Origin of the sequence: Paenibacillus glycanilyticus, assembly GCF_030161375.1 — a bacterium.
GTDB lineage: Bacteria > Bacillota > Bacilli > Paenibacillales > Paenibacillaceae > Pristimantibacillus > Pristimantibacillus glycanilyticus_B.
Window position 1 is genome coordinate 344,935 of record NZ_BSSQ01000005.1, and the last position, 18,800, is coordinate 363,734.

The window sequence follows — 18,800 nt, forward strand, 5'->3', positions numbered from 1 at the left end:
CAGGGTTTAGGATGCACGGGTGTCGCCTCTTGTTTCATACATGTTTCCCCGATTTAATGGCCATAATAGAAATGAATTCGCACCATACTTAGGCTAACCTAATTAAAGGAGGCTAACGATATGAGTTTTCTTGGCCATGTAGTCCGTTTTATCGTTTCAGCCATTGTATTGATGGTTGTGGGCTGGATCGTACCGCAGTTTAGCGTCGGCGGATTCTGGAGCGCGTTGCTGCTGGCTCTTGTTATTGCGGCGCTTGGTTGGATCGTTGAAGGCATTTTCGGCAAAAGAGTCACCCCGTTTGGACGCGGCATTGTTGGTTTTATCGCGAGTGCGGCGGTCATCTGGGTTGCGCAGTTTATTGTTGGCGGCGTATCGGTAACTTGGCTCGGCGCGATTCTGGCCGCGCTTGTGATCGGGATCATCGACTTGTTTATACCGGTCAGCACCCCTTATGAAGCAGGCCGAAGCGATTACCGCGATCGCGACCGCGATTAGCGGAGGCACAAGCCAGTTCATGCCCTTGTCCATTCGGAAACGATGGGCGAGGGCTTTTTCATTTGTCACTTGACTGTCACTGCAAATCCATTTGGGATAAGCTACAATAGGAAAAGAATGCAATTTTTCAGGTTAGCTATGGAAGGGAGTATTAATGATGAAGAAATGGATTATTTTCGCGGCTGTCTGCTGCCTTTGCGTGGTTGTCGCAGCTTGCGGATCGGGCAATAAAGGCAATAATGCGGATTCGAACGCAGCAAGCTCCGCTGTTGCGGACGTTGTTATCAAAGCAAGCAGCTGGGAATTCGATCAGCCGGAATACCATATCAAAAAAGGCCAATCGATTAAGCTCGAACTCATTGATGGCGTTCATGGCGTCGAGATTGAGAAGACCAATCTTAAGCTGACTCAAAATAAGATCAAAACGGTTAATCTGGATGCGGGGGAATACGAAATAAAGTGCAATATCCCTTGCGGCGGCGGTCATTCGAAAATGACGGCGAAGCTTATTGTTGACGAAGCGTAATAATCGAACGGTATGGTAGGGGTCGTCCTAATTAGGACGGCCCTTATTTGGTTGTCTTGGCGATGCGCCGCGCCGTTAAGTTCCTCGAAAGTAAGGGAACCCGTCATGGCAGGCTGTCCGCTTACATATGAATTATAATGATTCCTTTACAAAAGGGTAAGAAAGACTGATGGTCTAAGCTCTTCCCCTTTCGCCTTCCCGTCTGATAAGATGATTCATAAATCTATCTTAGCCAATGGTTTAAGTATCAATAATCACCTAGATCTCAACTGCGGCTATTATTTGAGGAGGGTATGATCCTATGAGCTTATTAAAAGGACGGATAGCTATTGTAAGCGGTGCAGGATCCGGTTTGGGCAGAGCTGCTTCCCTGTCTTTCGCTAAGGAAGGGGCCGAAGTTGCTTTATTAGGCCGCCGCGAAAGCAAGCTGCAGGAAACGGCAGCGCTAATCAAACAAACAACAGGCCGAGATTCCCTAATCATCCCTACCGATATTACGCAAGAAGATCAAATTCAAATCGCTGTCCGGCAGGTCCTAGACCAGTGGGGCTCCATACATGTGTTGCTTAATAACGCTGCGGTACTTGAGCCTGGCTCTGTGCTGGAATTAACCGCCGAAGACTGGCATGTCCAAGTGGCTACAAATTTAACAGGTCCTTTTCTTCTGACACGTGCCGTCCTTCCTTCCATGCGCCAGAGCAAATACGGCCGCATTATCAATATTACGTCCGGCTTATCCTGGAACGGAGCAGGCGGATATGCCGCATACAGCGCCGCCAAAGCAGGATTGGAATCGTTGACCCGCACGCTGGCCGACGAAGAACATGAACATGGCATTCTCGTTAACCTTTATAACCCCGGTACCTTGCGCACCGAAATGCATGCAACCGGCAAAGATCCTGCCGTCGTCACCCCGGACCTCATCCGCCTGGCAAGCTTGCCGGTAGGCGGTCCAACAGGAACCATTGTCAGTTATGGCTAACTTCATATAAGCCGTTCCCGGGCATCTGCTTGGGAGCGGCTTTTTTGATGTGCTTGTGAATGAAACAAGTTGGCCGTAATAAAACAGCCATCTGCTATTAAGCAGATGGCTGTTGCCCTATCTATTAGCTATGTTCGATCAGTTCAATCCATTCGTTGTATTCCGTTTGAAGCTTGCGGTACTCAATTTCCAGCTTCTCATGTTTTACGGCAAGCGTACTAAGTTCCTCGCGGAGCGCTTCCGTTTCTTCTGAAGCAACCTCGTGTTCTACAGACAAGGACTGCGTGCGCTCGTCCAGCATCATTCGCAGCTCAACTGCCGCAGCTGCTTCTTTACGAGCCGCTTCCAGTTGTTCGAGAAGTGATTTCTCCGCCGCTTCGCGGGAACGTTCCGATGCGGATAGCTGGTCAACCTCTTGCCTTGTTTGTTTGACCAGTATTTGCTCGGCTTCAACCTGCTCCGTTAATTTCTGAATTTGCAGGGAAGCCGCTTCAATCTGCTGAACCGTAATTCGTTCACGCGCAGCTGTATATTCAAGCTGCTCCAAGAGCTCGCTTTCGCGTTTGGCTGAAACGGAGAGCTGCTCTTCTGTCCCTAGACTGCGGAGCTCTGTCTCTTTCAAATTGGCTTCCAGCTCTTCAATTTGCGCGCGCAAATGCTGCTGCTGCTCTTCCTGCTTGGCTAGAAGCTCGGAATAACGCTCGTCCGCCTCCGTTAAACGTTCTTCCAAGCGCATTTCAAATTGCTGCTTCTGCTGTTCGAATTTGCGGTTAGCAACCTGCTCCCGTTCATCAAGCGCTTCTTTGAGTTCTTGTTGCTGGCGTTCCAAAAGCTCGATTTGCTCCATGTATTGAAGCTCCAGCAATTCATTGTCCTCAGCAAGCTTCTTCTCGAGCGAACGAAGCTGCTCTTGCTGGCGTTGTTCCAGTTCGGCAACGTCCCGATCATGCTTCTCAGCCATGGAAGCCGATTGTTCATGAAGACGGCTCTCCAATTCCTGATTCATCAGCTTATAAACATCAAGCTTTTCTTGGAATAGGACAAACTGCTTCTCGTAACGTTCCTTCAGCTCAAACTGTTGTTCCGCATGGCGGAGCTCTGTCTGTTCCAGCTGCTCTTGATATTTACGTTCCAGCTTATGTTTGTATTCTTCGTATTGAAGCTCCAGCTCCAGCTCTTTTTCTTCAAAAATAGCCGTTGCTTCCGTCAGCTGGCGAGCCTGCTCTTCCAAGCGGCGCTCTGCTTCGCTATAACGGTCCGCATGCAGCTGTTCGATCGCCGAACGTTCCGCTTCGAACTGCCGCTTCTGCTTGTCCTTATCATCCTGCAGAAGCTCGAACTGTTCCTGCAATTGCTGCAGCTTCTCCGTTTGCTCTGCCGCAAGTACCTCCACAGCCGTCTGCAAGTCTTGCTGCTTAACGGCCTGCACTTCCAATTGGCCAATCGTTTCAAGCGATGCGGCGAAATGTCCGGATACTTCCTCCAGTTGTTCCTTGGCATCGGCATACTGCTGTTCAAGTTCCTGAGCTTGCTGCTCCATATAGCGAATCGATGAACGTAGTGCCTCTTCCTGTTCCATGGCCTGGATGAGATGCTCATCGGCTGCTTGAAGGCGGAGTTCATGCGACTCTTTATCCTGATTCCATGCTTGCTCGAGTTCGGACAATTTCGTGAGCAGTTTGGTACGTTCTTCGATCCAGCCGTTGCGGCGGCGTTCAAAGTCCGACTTCAGCGATTGTTCAAGCTGCGCCAGCTTGTCCTGCCATTCCACTTCCTTCGATTGCATCAATTCAAGCGTTTGAGCACGTTCCTGCTCACGCTCTTCCGCGGCAATCACTTGAGCAAGCGTAAATTCATCGGTTGCTTCCTCAACTTTTGTCCGCTCGCGTTCGAGCTCTTGTGCCGCCTGCGCTTGCTGCTCAATAAGCATTTTAGCCGCTTTGTCGCGCTCTAGTTGTAACTGTTCGCCCAACGCTTCCGCAGCTTTTGCACGTTCTGCTTCTAGCTCTTCTGCGGCCAATACTTTCGTAAGCTCAAGTTCTTCCGCCACTGACGTTGCATTCGCGCGTTCCCGTTCGAGCTGTTCGACCAGTTCAGCGGCTTTCGCGCGCTCAAGTTCGAGTTCTTCTGCGGCGAGTGCTTGCACGAGTTCCAATTGCTGCACTGAAGCTACTTTCAGCTCAGCCAGAGATTGTTCGGATCTTGCACGAACGAGCTTCATTTGCTCTACCAGCTCTTCCGCTGCTTTCTCTCGTTCACGCTCAAGCTCTTCCGCAGCCAACGCCTGCGCCAACGTCAGTTCATCCTTTGCTTCCGCCACTCTCTTGCGTTCAAGCTCTAGCTCATCGGCCGCCTCGGCTTGTTGTTCAGAGAGCGCTGCCGCTGCTCTTGCACGCTCGCGTTCAATCTGCTCCGCCAGCACTTGTGCTGCTTTCTCCCGCTCGCGTTCCAGCTCTTCCGCAGCCAGAGCTTGAACAAACGCCAATTCATTCACGGCTTCCGCCGTTTTTGCGCGCTCAAGCTCAAGTTCCTGTGCCGCTGCCGTTTGCAGTTCCGCCAAGTGTCCCGCTGCTCTCGTACGCTCTTGTTCCAACTCTTCCGCAGCCAACGCCTGCGCGAGCGCCGTTTCTTCCGCCGCTTCAACGGCTCTAATACGCTCACGCTCCAGCTCTTGCGCCGCTGTCGATTGCTGCTCCGCTAACGCTTCAGCCGCCCTCGCACGCTCGCGCTCCAGTTCTTCCGCTGCCAGCGCTTGCCCCAGCGCCAGCTCGTCCGCTGCTTCTGCCGCCTTCGCGCGCTCGCGCTCCAGCTCTTGCGTCGCCTTCGCACGCTCACGCTCCAGCTCCTGCGCCGCTGCAGCTCGCTGCTCCGCCAGCGCTTCCGCCGCTCGGGCTTGCTCGCGCTCCAGTTCCTCGGCTGCCAGCGCTTGCCCCAGCGCCAGCTCGTCCGCTGCTTCCGCCGCCCTCGCACGCTCGCGCTCAAGCTCCTGCGCCGCTGTCGCTTGCTGCTCCGCCAGCGCTTCCGCCGCCCTCGCACGCTCGCGCTCAAGCTCCTGCGCCGCTGTCGCTTGCTGCTCCGCCAGCGCTTCCGCCGCTCTCGCACGCTCGCGCTCAAGCTCCTGCGCCGCTGTCGCCCGCTGCTCCGCCAGCGCTTCCGCCGCCCGCGCTTGCTCGCGCTCCAGCTCCTCCGCTGCCAGCGCTTGCCCCAGCGCCAGCTCGTCCGCTGCTTCCGCCGCCCGCGTACGCTCGCGCTCCAGCTCCTGCGCCGCTGTCGCTTGTTGCTCCGCCAACGCTTCCGCCGCCCGCGCACGCTCGCGCTCCAGCTCTTGCGCCGCTGTTGCTCGCTGCTCCGCTAACGCTTCGGCCGCCCGCGCTTGCTCGCGCTCCAGCTCCTGCGCCGCTGTCGCTCGCTGCTCCGCCAATGCTTCCGCCGCCCGCGCTTGCTCGCGCTCCAACTCCTCCGCTGCCAGCGCTTGCGCCAGCGCCAGCTCATCCGCTGCTTCCGCCGCTTTCGCACGCTCCTGCTCCAGCTCTTGCGCTGCTGCAGCTTGCTGCGCCGCTAGCGTCTCCGATGACCGCGCACGCTCGCGCTCCAGTTCAGCTTCCGCTCTCGCATTGGCCTGCTCAAGCTCCTGCTCAAGCTGCTCCGCAGCAAACGCCTGCACGCGTTCGATCTCTTCCGTCGCTTCCGCTTGCGCGAGCGCTAGAAGCTCGGCCGCTTCCTCCAGCTTTGTCGCAAGATCTTCCGCCGCTGCCGCTTTGGCTGCGGCCAGCTCGGTTTCGTATTCGCTTCGAAGTTCCTCGAGATCTACTCTCGCCCGTTGCTGAACGGCCGCAAGCTCCTCGCGGAGCGAGACTTCGAGCCGGCTAGCCTGCTCCAGCAAATCAACCAGCACGAGACGTTTCGCTTCCGCATCATGCAAAGTATCATTTTCGCGGCGGAGCCTGAATACTTCCTCGGTCATCTGAACCGCGGCAAGAACGGCCAATTTAGGCATATCGAGACGAGGATTGCCAATCGCCAGCTTTTTCATCGCATCATCGATCGAGCCGGCTACCCGTTTTATATAATCAACATTGTTATGACCTTTGAGCTTATATTGATGTCCGTATATATCAACTGTAACAATGGTTTGGTCAGCATCCATACTGGGTAATCCTCCTATTCAACGTCTCGCAAATATTTAGTCCTTCATCTATGTAACAAAAAACACTAATGAAAGTTGCAAATCTGTGAAAAAACTCATATTTAGAGCCATTTCGAGGGCCAAAAACATAAAAAACGCCGCATCGAAAGTCCACTAGGAACTATTTCGATGCGGCGTAAAAAGTTTCCTGCCTATTTTCTCAATTCTGCCTCAAAAGATTGTTCAAGTTCCGCAACGACTTTGCCGTGCAGTTCCGTCACTTCTTCATCCGTCAACGTGCGGTCGGCATGACGGTATACAAGCGATACCGCAACGCTTTTCTTGCCAGCGCCAAGCTTTTCTCCGGTGAACACGTCGAACACTCGAACGGACTCGAGCAGCTCGCCCGCAATAGCCCAAGCAACGTCAGTCAGCCTCGCTGCCGGAACAGCTTGATCAAGCACAACGGCAATATCGCGCTGCATAGCCGGGTAACGCGGAAGCGCCTTGTATTCGATGTCGGAATTCGCCAGATCATACAGCACGCCAAGCTCGATTTCAACGACATACGTATCGGCAAGGTCGCTTTCATGCTGAAGCGTTGGATGCAATTGACCAACAAAACCAATCGTCTGCGGGCCATGCGCCGTGTCGACAATTACCGCTGCCGTTCTGCCCGGATGGAAGTTTGCAGGCTGAGCCGATTCAAAACGAACCTTCGCCGACAAACCAAGAACGTCAACAACCGTCTCCAGAACGCCTTTTGCGTCGTAAAAATCAACCGCTACCGCTTTGCGGTTCCATTGCGCGTCTACGCGGTTGCCTGTAAGCAATACGGCAAGACGTTGCTTCTCTTGCGGAAGGCGGGTAAGCTGCTCTTCTTCCGTATGGAATACGCTGCCGATTTCAAAAATCGCGGACGATTCGTTTTTGCGGTTGCGGTTATACGTCGCTGTTTCGATCAATTGCGCGATCAGCGTAGTACGCAGAACGCTGCGCTCTTCGCTCATCGGCATGGCCAGCTTCACCGGCTTCAGATCTTTACCCGTCAAGTCGGGGAACAGATTCGTGCGGGCAGGTCCCGTGAACGAATAAGTAATCACTTCATGCAGGCCGGAATCGGTCAATCTTCTACGCAACTCGCGGCGGATCGCCTGCGGTTTGGTCAACGCGCCAGGCGTTACGTCGCCGTGAATTGGCGTAGTAGGAATATTATCATAGCCGAACAAGCGGGCTACTTCTTCAATTAAGTCAACATCGCGCGTAATATCGCCGCGGCGCGTTGGCACCGTTACGGAGAAAAGATTATTCTCCTCCGACAGGCGGTAGCCAAAGTGCAGACGGTCAAAAATCGTTTGAACTTCAAGACGCGACAGTTCAGTACCAAGGTAGCCGTTGATTTTGTCCAGCGTTACCTCTACAACAGCAGGCTTCGCTTCTGCGGCAACAACCTCGACGATTCCTTCCGTTACCAGTCCGTCAGCAAGCTCCGCAATAAGAGCAGCCGCGCGGTTCAGCGCAGGAATAACGCGGGCCGGATCCACTTCCTTCTCGAAGCGTACGCTTGATTCGGAACGGAGACCAAGCTGACGGGACGTTTTGCGAACGGTACCGCCGTCAAACTTCGCCGATTCCAACAAGATGTTAACCGTATTATCGTTAACTTCGGAGTTCGCTCCGCCCATTACGCCAGCCAAGGCGACAGGTTTCTCGCCGTCCGTAATAACGAGCATATGCGGTTCCAGCGTGCGCTCTTGACCGTCCAGCGTAACGATTGTCTCGCCTTGACTAGCAAGACGGACATCGATACGGCCCGTTGCAAGAGCATCCGCGTCAAAAGCGTGCAGCGGTTGGCCGTACTCGAGCATCACAAAATTCGTAACGTCCACCACGTTGCTGATCGGGCGGATGCCCGCTGCGATCAGACGGTTTTGCAGCCATTGGGGAGACGTACCGATCTTCACGCCTTTAATGTAACGCGCGCTGTAATGCGAGCATTGCTCTTTGGCGCTGATCGACACCGCGATGTGGCTGTCCGCGCGATCGGCGGCATGATTAACGGCAGGTTCCGGAACGCGCACTTCGCGGCCGGTCAAAGCGCCAATCTCATAAGCAACGCCCAGCATGCTAAGGCAGTCCGAACGGTTAGGCGTCAGATCCAGTTCAAGCACTTCGTCGTTAATCCCAAGTACTTCGCCGATTGGCGTTCCGACCGGAGTTGATTCCGGCAGCACGAGAATGCCTTCTTGCTGTTCCTTCGGCAGCAGCTTGTCATTGATGCCAAGCTCCTTCGCCGAGCAGATCATGCCTTGCGATTCCACGCCGCGCAGCTTGGCGCGTTTGATCGCGAAGTCGCCCGGCAGCTTCGCGCCGATCATGGCAACCGGTACTTTTTGGCCGGCATCCACGTTTTTGGCGCCGCAGACGATTTGAAGCTCTTCGCCCGTGCCGACGTCAATTTTGCATACGCTGAGCTTATCCGCATCGGGATGTTTCTCGCGGGATTTCACATAACCGACAACTACGCCGGATACGCCTTTGTTCAAGGATTCCACGCCGTCGATCTCAATGCCGCCGCGCGTCATTTTTTCCGCTAATTCTTCGCCTGTGTAACCTGTCAAATCGATATATTCATTCAACCATTGGTATGATACTTTCATGCTAAGTTTCCCCTCCCTACATTCTCGCGAATTGGCTTAAGAACCGCTGATCGTTCGTATAGAAATGACGGATATCGTCGATGCCGTATTTCAGAAGCGCGATACGTTCTACGCCCATGCCGAACGCAAAACCGCTCACTTCCTTCGGATCGTAACCGCCCATCTCGAGAACGCGCGGATGCACCATGCCGCAGCCGAGAATTTCAAGCCAGCCTGTTTGCTTGCACATCCGGCAGCCGTGGCCGCCGCATTGCACGCAAGTTACGTCAACCTCCGCGCTTGGCTCCGTGAACGGGAAGAAGCTTGGGCGAAGACGGATTTGCGCTTGTTCTCCGTACATTTGTTGTACGAATTGGAGTAGCGTGCCCTTCAAGTCGCTCATGCGGATGTTAGGACCAACCACAAGACCTTCAATCTGATTGAACATGAACGAATGCGTCGCATCGTCATCGTCGCGGCGGTATACTTTGCCCGGGCAAATGACTTTGATCGGCTTGCCGTTCATTTGCTGCATCGTGCGAACTTGAACCGGCGACGTATGCGTGCGCATCAGAATATCTTCGGTAATGTAGAACGAATCCTGCATATCGCGGGCTGGGTGGTTCTTCGGCAGGTTCAGAGCTTCGAAGTTGAAATAATCCGTTTCGACTTCCGGACCTTCGGCGATCGAGTAACCCAAACCTACGAATACGTCTTCGATTTCCTGCGCGACTTTGTTCAGCGGATGAACGGCGCCTGTCGGCAATGCTTTGCCCGGCAGCGTAACGTCAATCGTTTCCGCGCGAAGGCGGTTTTCCGTCTCGGCCGCGAGGAACGCGTTTTGCTTCTCGTCAATGACGCCTTCGATTGCGGCGCGAACCTCATTGCCCACTTGCCCGATAACCGGACGCTCTTCCGCGCTCAGACCGCCCATACCGCGCAAAATCTCGGTCAAAGCTCCTTTTTTACCTAAGTATTTCACGCGCAAATCATTCAACTGCTGCGGATTATCGACCTGCTGCAGCTCTTGCAGCGCTTCTACGCGCAATGCTTCCAAACGTTCTTTCATTGTCAAATCTCGCCTCCATTATGGAATTTACAAACAAAAAAAGGCCTTCCTCCCCGCAAGGGACGAAAGACCGTGGTACCACCCTAATTCGGATTAACCGCGCCATGCCATAAGCATGATTCGGCAACCCCTCAAACCCCGTTAACGGCGGGGACCGGACCTTCCCTAATTGGCTTTCTGCGAAAGCGGTTCAGGCGTCTGCTCCGGAGTGAACTTCGGCAGCCTAATCCCGTAAAGACGCTCGCAATCCATGGCGTCTTCTCCCTGTACGGAAGCTCTGCTTACTTATCTCCATCAAAGCTTTTTGTATGGATCCTATTTAGACACAATAATCTATATTATATGCATTTCCTTATTGCCTTGCAACCTTGAGTCAAATTCATAAATAATAAATATTATGAATTTGACTCACGCCTGCTTAAGGATGCTTTATTTTTTGAACAACCCCTGCTCATACGCATAACGGGTAAGCTGGACGCGGTTATCGAGATGCAGCTTCTGTAAAATGTTTTTCAGATGATTCTTGACCGTGTGTTCGGATAAACCAAACGTTACGGCAATCTCTTTATTCGACTCCCCCGTCACGACCCTCTCCAAAATATCTTTCTCGCGCGAAGTAAGCGGTGTTGTCATGGCCGTAGAATCGGAAACAAGGCCAGGCTGCACGCCGGCTTGTGGCGCGTTGACCTTACTTAACGATGCGGCTGAAGTAAACTCCTGCAGCAGCTTGAAAGCAATCTCCTTCGACATCGGCGCTTCATCGTCCACGACGGCCCGAAGATATTCTCTCCAGGCGGAGGGCGAAAGATTTTTGAACAAATAACCTTGCGCCCCCCGTTTGATCGCTTCGAACAGATGGGTAATATCGTCGGATACCGTTACCATTACAATCTTCAGGGACGGATACAAATACTTCAGCTGCTGCGTCGCTTCCAGACCCCCAATACCCGGCATATTGATGTCCATCAAGACCAGGTCCGGCAACACGTCATCGATGCGGGCAATGGCTTCTTCGCCGCTCGCCGCTTCCCCCACTACGGTAAAGTCGGAATCGGCGCCGATAATTTCCCGCATGCCTTCCCTGCCATGGGGATGATCATCCACCAGAAAAACGCGAACCTGTGCGTTTGCTTCACTCATTTGCTGCCACCTCCCGACCGGATTCGTACGGTAGTCCCTATTTTTTCCGCACTGTTGATTTCAAATGTCCAGCCCATCTGCTCCGCACGGTCTCGCATCATCCGAACGCCGTAACGGTCCTTTGCATCAATCTGGCTTAGGGAAGCTCCGATTCCGTTATCTTTTATCTCGCACATAAAATCTTCCTTACCCACGTGACGACTAATAACTTGAACCTCGGTTGCCTGCGCGTATTTCCGGATGTTCATCAGCGCTTCCCGAATAATCGCCTGCAGCTCAACCAGCTGTTTATTGGATAACACGCCTTCCGGCAATTGCCAATCCAGTTGTACGCGAACCCCGCTGTTTATCAATAAATCATGGGCTGCGCTATGAATGGCATTCAACCAGGAATCGTTCACAACAACGGCCGGGGACTGCAAATTCGCGATCGACTGCCGGACGTCTTCGTAAATGTGCTTAACCGTTTGGCGGATTTGGACGGTAGTTTCCTTAGCCTCCTCATTCAGTTCCGAATGCTCCAGCTTATCCAGCTTAACGGATACAAGAAACAACGATTGGGAGATGCCGTCATGGAGCTCTCGGGCCAGCTGTTCCCTTTGATGAAAGGCCGCTTTGGACACCTGTTCCCGCTGAAGCGCCTCCTGCATCTGCTCAAGCTTTCCAAACAATCCGCGCAATAAGGTTAATGTAAACAGAAAAACAAGAGCAGGCGCAAGAAAATTGCCCAGATCCATTGAAATATACGGCAGCAAAAATACGTGCCGGACATACTCCCACAAGCCAACCACAATGGTAGGTATCCATAAGATTAAAAATTTCAGCGTTCGATAGGACATTTTGCCCTCCTAAAAAGAATTGACACGCGATTTTTGTGGCGATTCATACTTCGTAAGCATGAACCAAATGAATTACTATACAAGGTTGAATATCAACCGTTTGTGGTGATTCATACTTCGTAAGCATGAACCTAAAATAATTAATGCCGATAACATTTCCCGGGTAATGGGAAAGGGCTTCCTCTCAAGTGTACTAGACACCCTCCTAAAGGACAATTCGTATAAGAATGTTCTGACGCGAGCACAATGAGAAAAAAGGGACAGAGGGGAGGAATACCGGTGACAAACGGCCTTTTCAAGCTTGCAGAACTTGGAGAGAATAACGAAGCTTTAGAAGAAATTCGTCAATTGGAGCAAAAGCTGACCGACCAGATGGGCTCAACGATCAGTTTAATTGCTTATGAATCTGAGGATGATAATAATTAGGTTCGTAAATCAGGCGCCTCTGCTAATAAGCCAGGGGCGTTTTTTCTATTGACAGAGCAATGTTTTTCATTTATTTTTGTTGTACATACAAAATAAGAGTCATCAACCCGTAAGGAGGGCATAGGATATGTCAAACGACTTTCAACCGGCGGCAGGAGATGCGGATGAATCGTTCTTGCACAACTGCTTGTATTTCACGGCCAATCGCCTGAGCAGAGCAGTTACCCGCATGGCTGACGAAGCTTTTGCAACCACTGGGCTTGCTCCCGGTTACGGTTACGTCATTCGCCTGTGCGTCGCCAAACCAGGCATTACGCAGAAGGAATTATCCGAGAAGCTGTACATCACCCCTTCCACCCTTACGAGGTTCATCGATAAGCTGGAAGCCAAACGTCTTGTGGAGCGCAAAGTACAAGGGAAAACCGTACTCGTCTACCCGACGGATAAAGGCCGCGAATTAGAACCAACGATCCGTGCCGCATCCAAACAACTGCTTGAATCGTATCAAGCCATTCTTGGCATAGAAGCCGCAACGACACTCACGCAATCCCTTGAGTCGACAAGCGAGCAGCTGGAGAAATAAATACAGCGTATCGCAGAGAAGCCAGGCTAATCTTAGCTACATTGGAATTTATGCAGTACAAATGCAGATTATCGTTAGATAACTTAGGCTACATTGGATTTCCTGCAGTATAATCACCCAGTTTTAATAGCATGAAGTCATTAGAGCCCTTAACGCTGTACTAAATCCAATGTAGCGAAAGTATGAGGACGGTTTATAGTTCACACCGGCGGGACTTTTAGTAGCCAGGTAGTTAGATGCTGGCGCGCCAATATGCTGTATTTTTGTGGAACATAGTTGTGCGGGTCGACCTTCCCACTTACGTTAGTTTGGCTATGTTGCACGAATTGCAGCATATTTCCCTTAATTTGGCCAAAGCGCAAATTATACTGCACGGAATGCAGGATATGAGTTGGTTTGGAACCCTTTTGGGCAATTATTGACTTATATCCTGCATTTTGTGCAGGATACCTCTAGTTAGTGGGCTCATACGCCTAAATATGCTGCATTTCGTGCAACGTAAGCGCGCGGCGGGACTTTGGTGAGCATCAAATATCAACATTTAGGTTTGACATAGCCATAATGCAAAAATCCAATGTAATGGAAACGGTTCGTCTTCCGCAAGTATGTTTCTGTATTACTTCTTTTTTTAATTATACGTTTGTATGTACAAACAAAATATAATGAGGTGTGCTTCATGAATCAAGTAAAAAGCAAGTTTTATTACGGTTGGATTATCGTTTTGCTTACGTTTGTTACGCTGCTCGTATCGGCTGGCATCCGTTCTATGCCAAGCGTGCTCATGATTCCGTTTCAAGAGGAGTTTGGATGGAGTCGCGCTGAGATTTCCAGCGTCGCATCCATCGGCATTTTATTATACGGTTTGGTTGGCCCGTTCTCCGCTGCCTTGCTATTGCGCTTTGGCATCCGCAAAGTTGTACTGCTGGCTCTCGCCGTACTCGCGATAAGCCTTGCTCTCACGCCTTTTATCACTTCCTTATGGCAGTTCGATCTGTTATGGGGACTTGTCTCCGGACTTGCAACCGGCATGATGGCCAACGTGCTTGGCGTCACCGTCAGCAACTTATGGTTTGTGAAGCGAAAAGGGCTTGTTGTTGGCTTGCTCACGGCAAGCGCCGCGGCCGGACAATTGCTGTTCCTCCCGCTTCTCGCCAAGATGACCTCTGATTATGGCTGGCGTTACGCGATGTATACGGCCGTGGCCGGTATCATAACGGTCTTTGTACTAGTGGCGATCTGGATGAGAAACCATCCTTCGGATATAGGTGCCGCTCCTTACGGAACGGATGAAGTCGTTCAGCCAACGCCATTTCGGGGCAATCTGTTTCTGACGCCCATTCAGAACCTCGGCTACGCCATGAAAAACAAAACGTTCTGGCTGCTTGCCGGCACCTTTTTCTTCTGCGGCTTTTCCACGAACGGCCTGATCGGCACCCACCTGATTGCCGCCTGCGGCGATCACGGAATGGTTGAAGTAGCTGCCGCCGGCCTGCTCGCCATGATGGGGATCTTTGATCTGTTTGGCACTACGATCTCCGGCTGGTTATCCGACCGCTTCGACAGCCGCTGGCTCCTGTTCTGGTATTACGGCCTTAGAGGATTATCGCTCCTGTTCCTGCCTTACGCGCTTAGCGCTACTCCTGCCATGCTTGTTGTATTTTCGGTATTTTACGGGCTGGATTGGATCGCAACCGTTCCCCCAACCGCCAAGCTCGCGGGCGAAACGTTCGGCAAAGAAAAGTCCGGCATGATCTTCGGATGGATCGTTGTAGCCCATCAGATCGGCGCCTCAACCGCCGCTTACGGCGCAGGCGTCATGCGAGATTGGCTAGGAAGCTATTCGCAGGCTTTTGTCATTGCAGGATTCACTTGCTTCTTCGCTTCCTTGATGGCGATTCGGGTGAAAAAACATCTCGCCGAGCGCAAAGATATGACGCTACAAGCCTAATAAATCCATCAGAAAAACCTCGAACAGCAGCTTATAAGACGGCCTGTTCGAGGTTTTTAATTGCTACAGCTTGAACTTCTCGATCTGCATCTGCAATTGCTCCGCCATTTGGGACAGCGATAACGAGGCGCCTGAGATATGCTTCATCGATTCCAGTTGTTCCTCCGCCGAAGCGGACACTTCTTGGGCACCGGAAGCCGTATGTTCCGATATCTCGGTGATGGCTTTCATCGCTTGCACCATCTGCTCCGCGCCTGCGGCCATTTGCTGAATCGACGAGGATACTTCCTGAATTTGAGAGGACGTTATATGAACCGACTGCTGGATAGCGGAGAAAGATTCCCCTGCCGTATTCACCATTTCCAGTCCATCGCTCACTTCCGTTGTCGCCGTATCCATAGAAAGCACTGCCCTATGCGTCTCTGCTTGAATAGATTCAATTAATTCTGAGATTTGCTGCGCGGATTGGCTAGACTGCCCGGCAAGCTTCCGCACCTCCGATGCGACAACCGCAAATCCGCGGCCATGTTCGCCTGCTTTCGCCGCTTCGATCGCAGCATTAAGCGCAAGCAGGTTCGTTTGATTCGCGATTCCCGTAATTACGCTGCTAATCTGCCCGATCTCCTGGGAACGTTCGCTTAATCCTCCAATAACCGTCGACAACTCATTAACCGTATGGGAGATAGCCTTCATCTGCTTGATTGCGGTCTGAACGGAAGACGCGCCTAACGACGCATTGGAATAGGCTTCTGTAGTCGTATCGGACACTACTTGGGTATTGCGCGCAATCTCCCGGGCACCAACGGCAATGTCGGAGATGGTTCTGGCCGCTTCTTCAACCGTATTGAATTGCGTGTCTACGCCTGTCGCAACCGATAACATCGTAACGGTGATTTGCTCAGTAGCTCTCGAGGTTTGATCGGCACTTGCCGTAAGTTCTTCGGCTGAAGCCGCAACTTGGCTTGCGTTTGCGCTGACGGTTTGAATCAGTTCTCTCAGATTGCCTCGCATGGTGGCAAAGGAAGCTGCCAAATGTCCGATTTCATCTTTATTTTTCACATTCAGCTCGGCTTTGGTCAAATCGCCGGCAGCTATTTTCTCAGCAGCTTTAGACAGCAAGACAACGGGCTTGCTGACTAGTCTTCCTATGTATAAAGCAATCGCTAAGCCAATGACAATAGCCAATATCCCAAGAATCAGCATGGAGGTTTTGGTGCTCTCGGTTTGTGCCGAAGTTGCCGCATGGCCATCATCCATTACGGTCTGCTGATAGGCTGTAAGCTCATCCATCTTGCTGTCGAAAGCGGAGGCCACTTCATGTCCTTGAGTCGTAACCAGCTTTAAGTAATCGCCTGTTTTATTCTGATCCTTCAACTGCATCTCATCCGTCGCAATAGCATGGAATTGATTCTCCAGGTCAATGAGCTCCTGAAGAAGCTCCTTTGCTTTGGGCAGTTTTATTATAACGCTTAAGTCCCCGCTTAACTTTAAGAAGGTCTCATGGGCAGTCTTGAAATTTTGCGAGGACGACTCATCCTGAAGGATCAGATACCCTCTGGCATTAAGCTGTTCCTTCTTGATGGCGACATTCAATTCCTGAATGAGGATAAGCTTCTTCGCTTTATCGTCAATCAACTTCCCGTATGACTGATTTACTGCCGTAATTTTTGAATAACCGATCATTACGATTGCCGTCAAAATGACCAGCACTGCCAAAAACCCCAAAAATAGCTTTCTGCTTACGGTCAACTTCATTACTACACCTCTTGTCGTTTGGTTGCATAGCTTAGAGACCTGTTGCCGCGGGAATAATGCCAGCATCCCCCTCCTTCCACAAATTAACATCATTAACAATCCCTATTTTAGGATGTTATTCCTATATTAATCTAGTACAAATTATGGTATTTTGGACCAAAAAAAAGAATGTACCCGTAGGCACATTCTCCCGTTCCCATTTATTCCTATTTCAAAAACTTAACTAAGTCGAGTTTAACCTCTTCTACCCACACATCTGTAATCTCGGCATCCCGGGAGTACTTCCAATCTTCGTAATAAATCTTCGTCATATAGATCGATACATCAAATCTTCCCATAGGGAAAGTGACTTTATAACCTTCAAAAATTTCACCCGTCATGCCATCTTCAGTCATAGTCCCGTTCTCTCCCCTATCTCCGGATCGTACCTCTATTACCTCTCATTTTAGGAGATTATAGGATTCCAGTCTAGCAGAAAATTAACATATCATGAAAGCTTTGGTTTAGCACTCAACTTCCCTAACCTATTCTGGCCAATAGGATTTGGGAACAGCAGGGTAACCGCGGTCGTCCGGCCAAATATACACCCATCCCGCGAGAGTGGGATCTACGGCATCCCGGACCCAGACTCGTTCGTAATCATTTAATTCCTCGATGCCGTAAAATTCCTCCAGCTCATCAAGCGAAACAAGTCCTGCCGCGTCAATCGTCATCCATAATCCTTGAATAATCGAACCGCTGTCCTTTGCCCCCTTATCTCTTACCGCTGCCGGATAAGCTCCAACGTCGACCAGCCTCCCGGCGATAACGCCGCTCCTGCTGCTAATCAGAAAGGGAGACACAACATGGTGGTTGATAAGTCCCGGAAGCAAGGAGCCGTATACAAACACGTTAACGGTCTGGCGCGTAGTCATAGCTATGGCCTTTCCGGTGCCTGCAACTTGATGCCGGACTGCATAAGCTCCTCCCGGATTCGGGAAGCAAATAACGCAGCGTTTGGTCCATCTCCGTGCAAACAGATTGTATTGGCCAATACCTCTACCGCTTCGCCTTCAGGCGTATAAGCGCTTCCCTGCGCTACCATCGCTACCGCTTGCCTAGCCGCCTGCTGCGCATCATGCAGAACAGCGCCGCGTTTGCTGCGGGCAGCAAGGCTGCCATCCGATTCATAAGCACGGTCCGCGAACACTTCGGAGACGGCGGTAAGGCCAGCGCTTTGGGCCGTATCGAGCAGCTGGCTGCCGGATTGACCGTAGATCATAAGGCGGTCATCAAGCGCGAGCGTTGCTTGGACAATGGCTTCGGACACGGCCTTATCCCGGTTAGCCATATGATACAAGGCGCCATGCGGCTTCAGATGGTTCAGCTCTCCGCCTGCCGCTTGAACGAAAGCCCGGAGCGCGCCAAGCTGGTACAAGACGAAATCATACACTTCCGAAGCCGAAACGACCATTTCCCTGCGTCCAAAACCAAGCCGGTCCGGCAGACCGGGATGAGCGCCGATGGCAACGCCTGCCGCCAAAGATTGCTTCACGGCCGAATGGATGGTATGAGGATCTCCGGCATGAAAGCCGCAGGCAATATTTACGCTTGTGACATATTGAAGGAGCTCCGCATCTTGACCAAAGGAATAAATGCCATATCCTTCTCCGAAATCGCAATTGAGATCAACGGTAAGATTGCGATCCGTGCGTTTGTTGTTTGTTGACATATTGGGACTCCTTTCTAGTAAGGCAGACGACTGCGTATAGCAGCGGCCAAATAACAAATGTCCTGCTCGCGCCGGCGATCAAGCCGCTGCGCTTCCGGCAGCGTGACAGGCTGAAACCGGATCGGATCACCCGGTTTCGCCTGGGCGAGGAGCGGCATGTCGACGGTTGCGACATGCGCGATCAAGGGATAGCCGCCGGTGGTTTGGCAATCGGCGGCCAGAATGATTGGCCCGCCGCCGGGCGGAACCTGCACGGCGCCCGGCGTTACCCCGTGCGAGAGCAACTCCGCGCGGGTCAGTCTTTCAAGCGGGGTGCCGTTCAGGCGGCAGCCCATCCGGTCTGAGGCGGGAGCAACCGTGTACCGCTCCCGGAACAGGGCTTCACGGGCAGCGACGCTGAATTGCCCGTGTTCGCTCCCCGGCATCGCGCGAAGCACGATGCCGTCTTCGCCGTCGCCGCCGCCATAGGCTCCCGGCGGCGCAAACCACGGCGCGGCCGCCCATGGCAGGCGGCGGCCGGCCGTTTGCTGCGCTGGCGCGGCGGCATCGCTATGCCGCGCC

At 52.2% G+C, this 18,800-nt stretch carries 15 protein-coding genes and 1 pseudogene; 6 read left to right on the plus strand and 10 right to left on the minus strand.

Annotated features, from left to right (window positions below; translation table 11 throughout):
• The first annotated feature begins 120 nt into the window (after positions 1-120).
• The 3 genes from QQK89_RS07365 to QQK89_RS07375 all read left to right on the plus strand — a co-directional run bounded on the left by QQK89_RS07365 (position 121) and on the right by QQK89_RS07375 (position 2,003).
• Positions 121-495, plus strand: coding sequence for a phage holin family protein (locus QQK89_RS07365; RefSeq protein ID WP_284237867.1), 375 nt, complete (start codon positions 121-123; stop codon positions 493-495).
• Between the two features lie 154 nt (positions 496-649).
• Positions 650-1,021 carry a cytochrome C oxidase subunit II gene (locus QQK89_RS07370; RefSeq protein ID WP_284237868.1) on the plus strand — a complete coding sequence of 124 codons (372 nt, stop codon included), beginning with the start codon at positions 650-652 and terminating at the stop codon, positions 1,019-1,021.
• A 301-nt stretch (positions 1,022-1,322) separates the two neighbouring features.
• Positions 1,323-2,003, plus strand: coding sequence for an SDR family NAD(P)-dependent oxidoreductase (locus tag QQK89_RS07375; RefSeq protein WP_284237869.1), 681 nt, complete (start codon positions 1,323-1,325; stop codon positions 2,001-2,003).
• A gap of 124 nt (positions 2,004-2,127) precedes the next feature.
• On the opposite strand, the gene QQK89_RS07380 is transcribed toward QQK89_RS07375, so the two are convergent.
• The 5 genes from QQK89_RS07380 to QQK89_RS07400 all read right to left on the minus strand — a co-directional run bounded on the left by QQK89_RS07380 (position 2,128) and on the right by QQK89_RS07400 (position 11,816).
• Positions 2,128-6,150 carry a hypothetical protein gene (locus tag QQK89_RS07380; protein WP_284237870.1) on the minus strand — a complete coding sequence of 1,341 codons (4,023 nt, stop codon included), beginning with the start codon at positions 6,148-6,150 and terminating at the stop codon, positions 2,128-2,130.
• A gap of 191 nt (positions 6,151-6,341) precedes the next feature.
• Positions 6,342-8,789: a phenylalanine--tRNA ligase subunit beta gene (pheT, locus tag QQK89_RS07385; protein WP_284237871.1), complete on the minus strand. Its 2,448-nt coding sequence runs from the start codon at positions 8,787-8,789 to the stop codon at positions 6,342-6,344.
• Between the two features lie 16 nt (positions 8,790-8,805).
• A complete protein-coding gene (gene pheS / locus QQK89_RS07390) occupies positions 8,806-9,837 on the minus strand; it encodes a phenylalanine--tRNA ligase subunit alpha (protein ID WP_284237872.1) in 1,032 nt (343 codons plus the stop codon).
• A gap of 429 nt (positions 9,838-10,266) precedes the next feature.
• A complete protein-coding gene (locus tag QQK89_RS07395; RefSeq protein WP_284237873.1) occupies positions 10,267-10,977 on the minus strand; it encodes a response regulator in 711 nt (236 codons plus the stop codon).
• Entirely contained in the window at positions 10,974-11,816 is an 843-nt protein-coding gene (locus QQK89_RS07400) for a sensor histidine kinase (RefSeq protein WP_284237874.1), read from the minus strand. The genes QQK89_RS07395 and QQK89_RS07400 overlap by 4 nt, the downstream gene beginning before the upstream one ends.
• A gap of 279 nt (positions 11,817-12,095) precedes the next feature.
• Between QQK89_RS07400 and QQK89_RS07405 the strand changes: the two genes are divergently transcribed.
• The 3 genes from QQK89_RS07405 (at position 12,096) to QQK89_RS07415 (ending at position 14,773) form a co-directional block, all read left to right on the plus strand.
• The gene (locus QQK89_RS07405; protein ID WP_284237875.1) at positions 12,096-12,242 is read left to right on the plus strand and encodes a hypothetical protein; all 147 of its coding nucleotides are present in this window, start codon (positions 12,096-12,098) and stop codon (positions 12,240-12,242) included.
• A 127-nt stretch (positions 12,243-12,369) separates the two neighbouring features.
• Positions 12,370-12,825: a MarR family winged helix-turn-helix transcriptional regulator gene (locus QQK89_RS07410; RefSeq protein WP_284237876.1), complete on the plus strand. Its 456-nt coding sequence runs from the start codon at positions 12,370-12,372 to the stop codon at positions 12,823-12,825.
• Positions 12,826-13,501: 676 nt separating this feature from the next.
• A complete protein-coding gene (locus QQK89_RS07415; RefSeq protein WP_284237877.1) occupies positions 13,502-14,773 on the plus strand; it encodes an MFS transporter in 1,272 nt (423 codons plus the stop codon).
• A 63-nt stretch (positions 14,774-14,836) separates the two neighbouring features.
• On the opposite strand, the gene QQK89_RS07420 is transcribed toward QQK89_RS07415, so the two are convergent.
• The 5 genes and pseudogenes from QQK89_RS07420 to QQK89_RS07440 all read right to left on the minus strand — a co-directional run.
• Positions 14,837-16,528, minus strand: coding sequence for a methyl-accepting chemotaxis protein (locus tag QQK89_RS07420; RefSeq protein WP_284237878.1), 1,692 nt, complete (start codon positions 16,526-16,528; stop codon positions 14,837-14,839).
• A 206-nt stretch (positions 16,529-16,734) separates the two neighbouring features.
• Positions 16,735-16,923 (minus strand): hypothetical protein, encoded by a 189-nt coding sequence (locus QQK89_RS07425; RefSeq protein ID WP_284237880.1) that lies wholly within the window; start codon positions 16,921-16,923, stop codon positions 16,735-16,737.
• Between the two features lie 129 nt (positions 16,924-17,052).
• Positions 17,053-17,442: a gamma-glutamylcyclotransferase family protein gene (locus QQK89_RS07430; protein ID WP_284237881.1), complete on the minus strand. Its 390-nt coding sequence runs from the start codon at positions 17,440-17,442 to the stop codon at positions 17,053-17,055.
• 2 nt (positions 17,443-17,444) lie between these two features.
• Entirely contained in the window at positions 17,445-18,239 is a 795-nt protein-coding gene (locus tag QQK89_RS07435; RefSeq protein WP_284237882.1) for a LamB/YcsF family protein, read from the minus strand.
• Positions 18,240-18,253: 14 nt separating this feature from the next.
• Positions 18,254-18,800, minus strand: a pseudogene (locus QQK89_RS07440) (biotin-dependent carboxyltransferase family protein); the annotation flags it as partial.

Bases quoted from the DNA above. Each gene is read 5' to 3' on its own strand.
- QQK89_RS07435 (WP_284237882.1), bottom strand. From the start codon at position 18,239: ATGTCAACAAACAACAAACGCACGGATCGCAATCTTACCGTTGATCTC.
- pheS (WP_284237872.1), bottom strand. From the start codon at position 9,837: ATGAAAGAACGTTTGGAAGCATTGCGCGTAGAAGCGCTGCAAGAGCTG.
- QQK89_RS07370 (WP_284237868.1), top strand. From the start codon at position 650: ATGATGAAGAAATGGATTATTTTCGCGGCTGTCTGCTGCCTTTGCGTG.
- QQK89_RS07420 (WP_284237878.1), bottom strand. From the start codon at position 16,528: ATGAAGTTGACCGTAAGCAGAAAGCTATTTTTGGGGTTTTTGGCAGTG.
- QQK89_RS07380 (WP_284237870.1), bottom strand. From the start codon at position 6,150: ATGGATGCTGACCAAACCATTGTTACAGTTGATATATACGGACATCAA.
- QQK89_RS07415 (WP_284237877.1), top strand. From the start codon at position 13,502: ATGAATCAAGTAAAAAGCAAGTTTTATTACGGTTGGATTATCGTTTTG.
- QQK89_RS07425 (WP_284237880.1), bottom strand. From the start codon at position 16,923: ATGACTGAAGATGGCATGACGGGTGAAATTTTTGAAGGTTATAAAGTC.
- pheT (WP_284237871.1), bottom strand. From the start codon at position 8,789: ATGAAAGTATCATACCAATGGTTGAATGAATATATCGATTTGACAGGT.
- QQK89_RS07365 (WP_284237867.1), top strand. From the start codon at position 121: ATGAGTTTTCTTGGCCATGTAGTCCGTTTTATCGTTTCAGCCATTGTA.
- QQK89_RS07410 (WP_284237876.1), top strand. From the start codon at position 12,370: ATGTCAAACGACTTTCAACCGGCGGCAGGAGATGCGGATGAATCGTTC.
- QQK89_RS07400 (WP_284237874.1), bottom strand. From the start codon at position 11,816: ATGTCCTATCGAACGCTGAAATTTTTAATCTTATGGATACCTACCATT.
- QQK89_RS07375 (WP_284237869.1), top strand. From the start codon at position 1,323: ATGAGCTTATTAAAAGGACGGATAGCTATTGTAAGCGGTGCAGGATCC.
- QQK89_RS07430 (WP_284237881.1), bottom strand. From the start codon at position 17,442: ATGACTACGCGCCAGACCGTTAACGTGTTTGTATACGGCTCCTTGCTT.
- QQK89_RS07395 (WP_284237873.1), bottom strand. From the start codon at position 10,977: ATGAGTGAAGCAAACGCACAGGTTCGCGTTTTTCTGGTGGATGATCAT.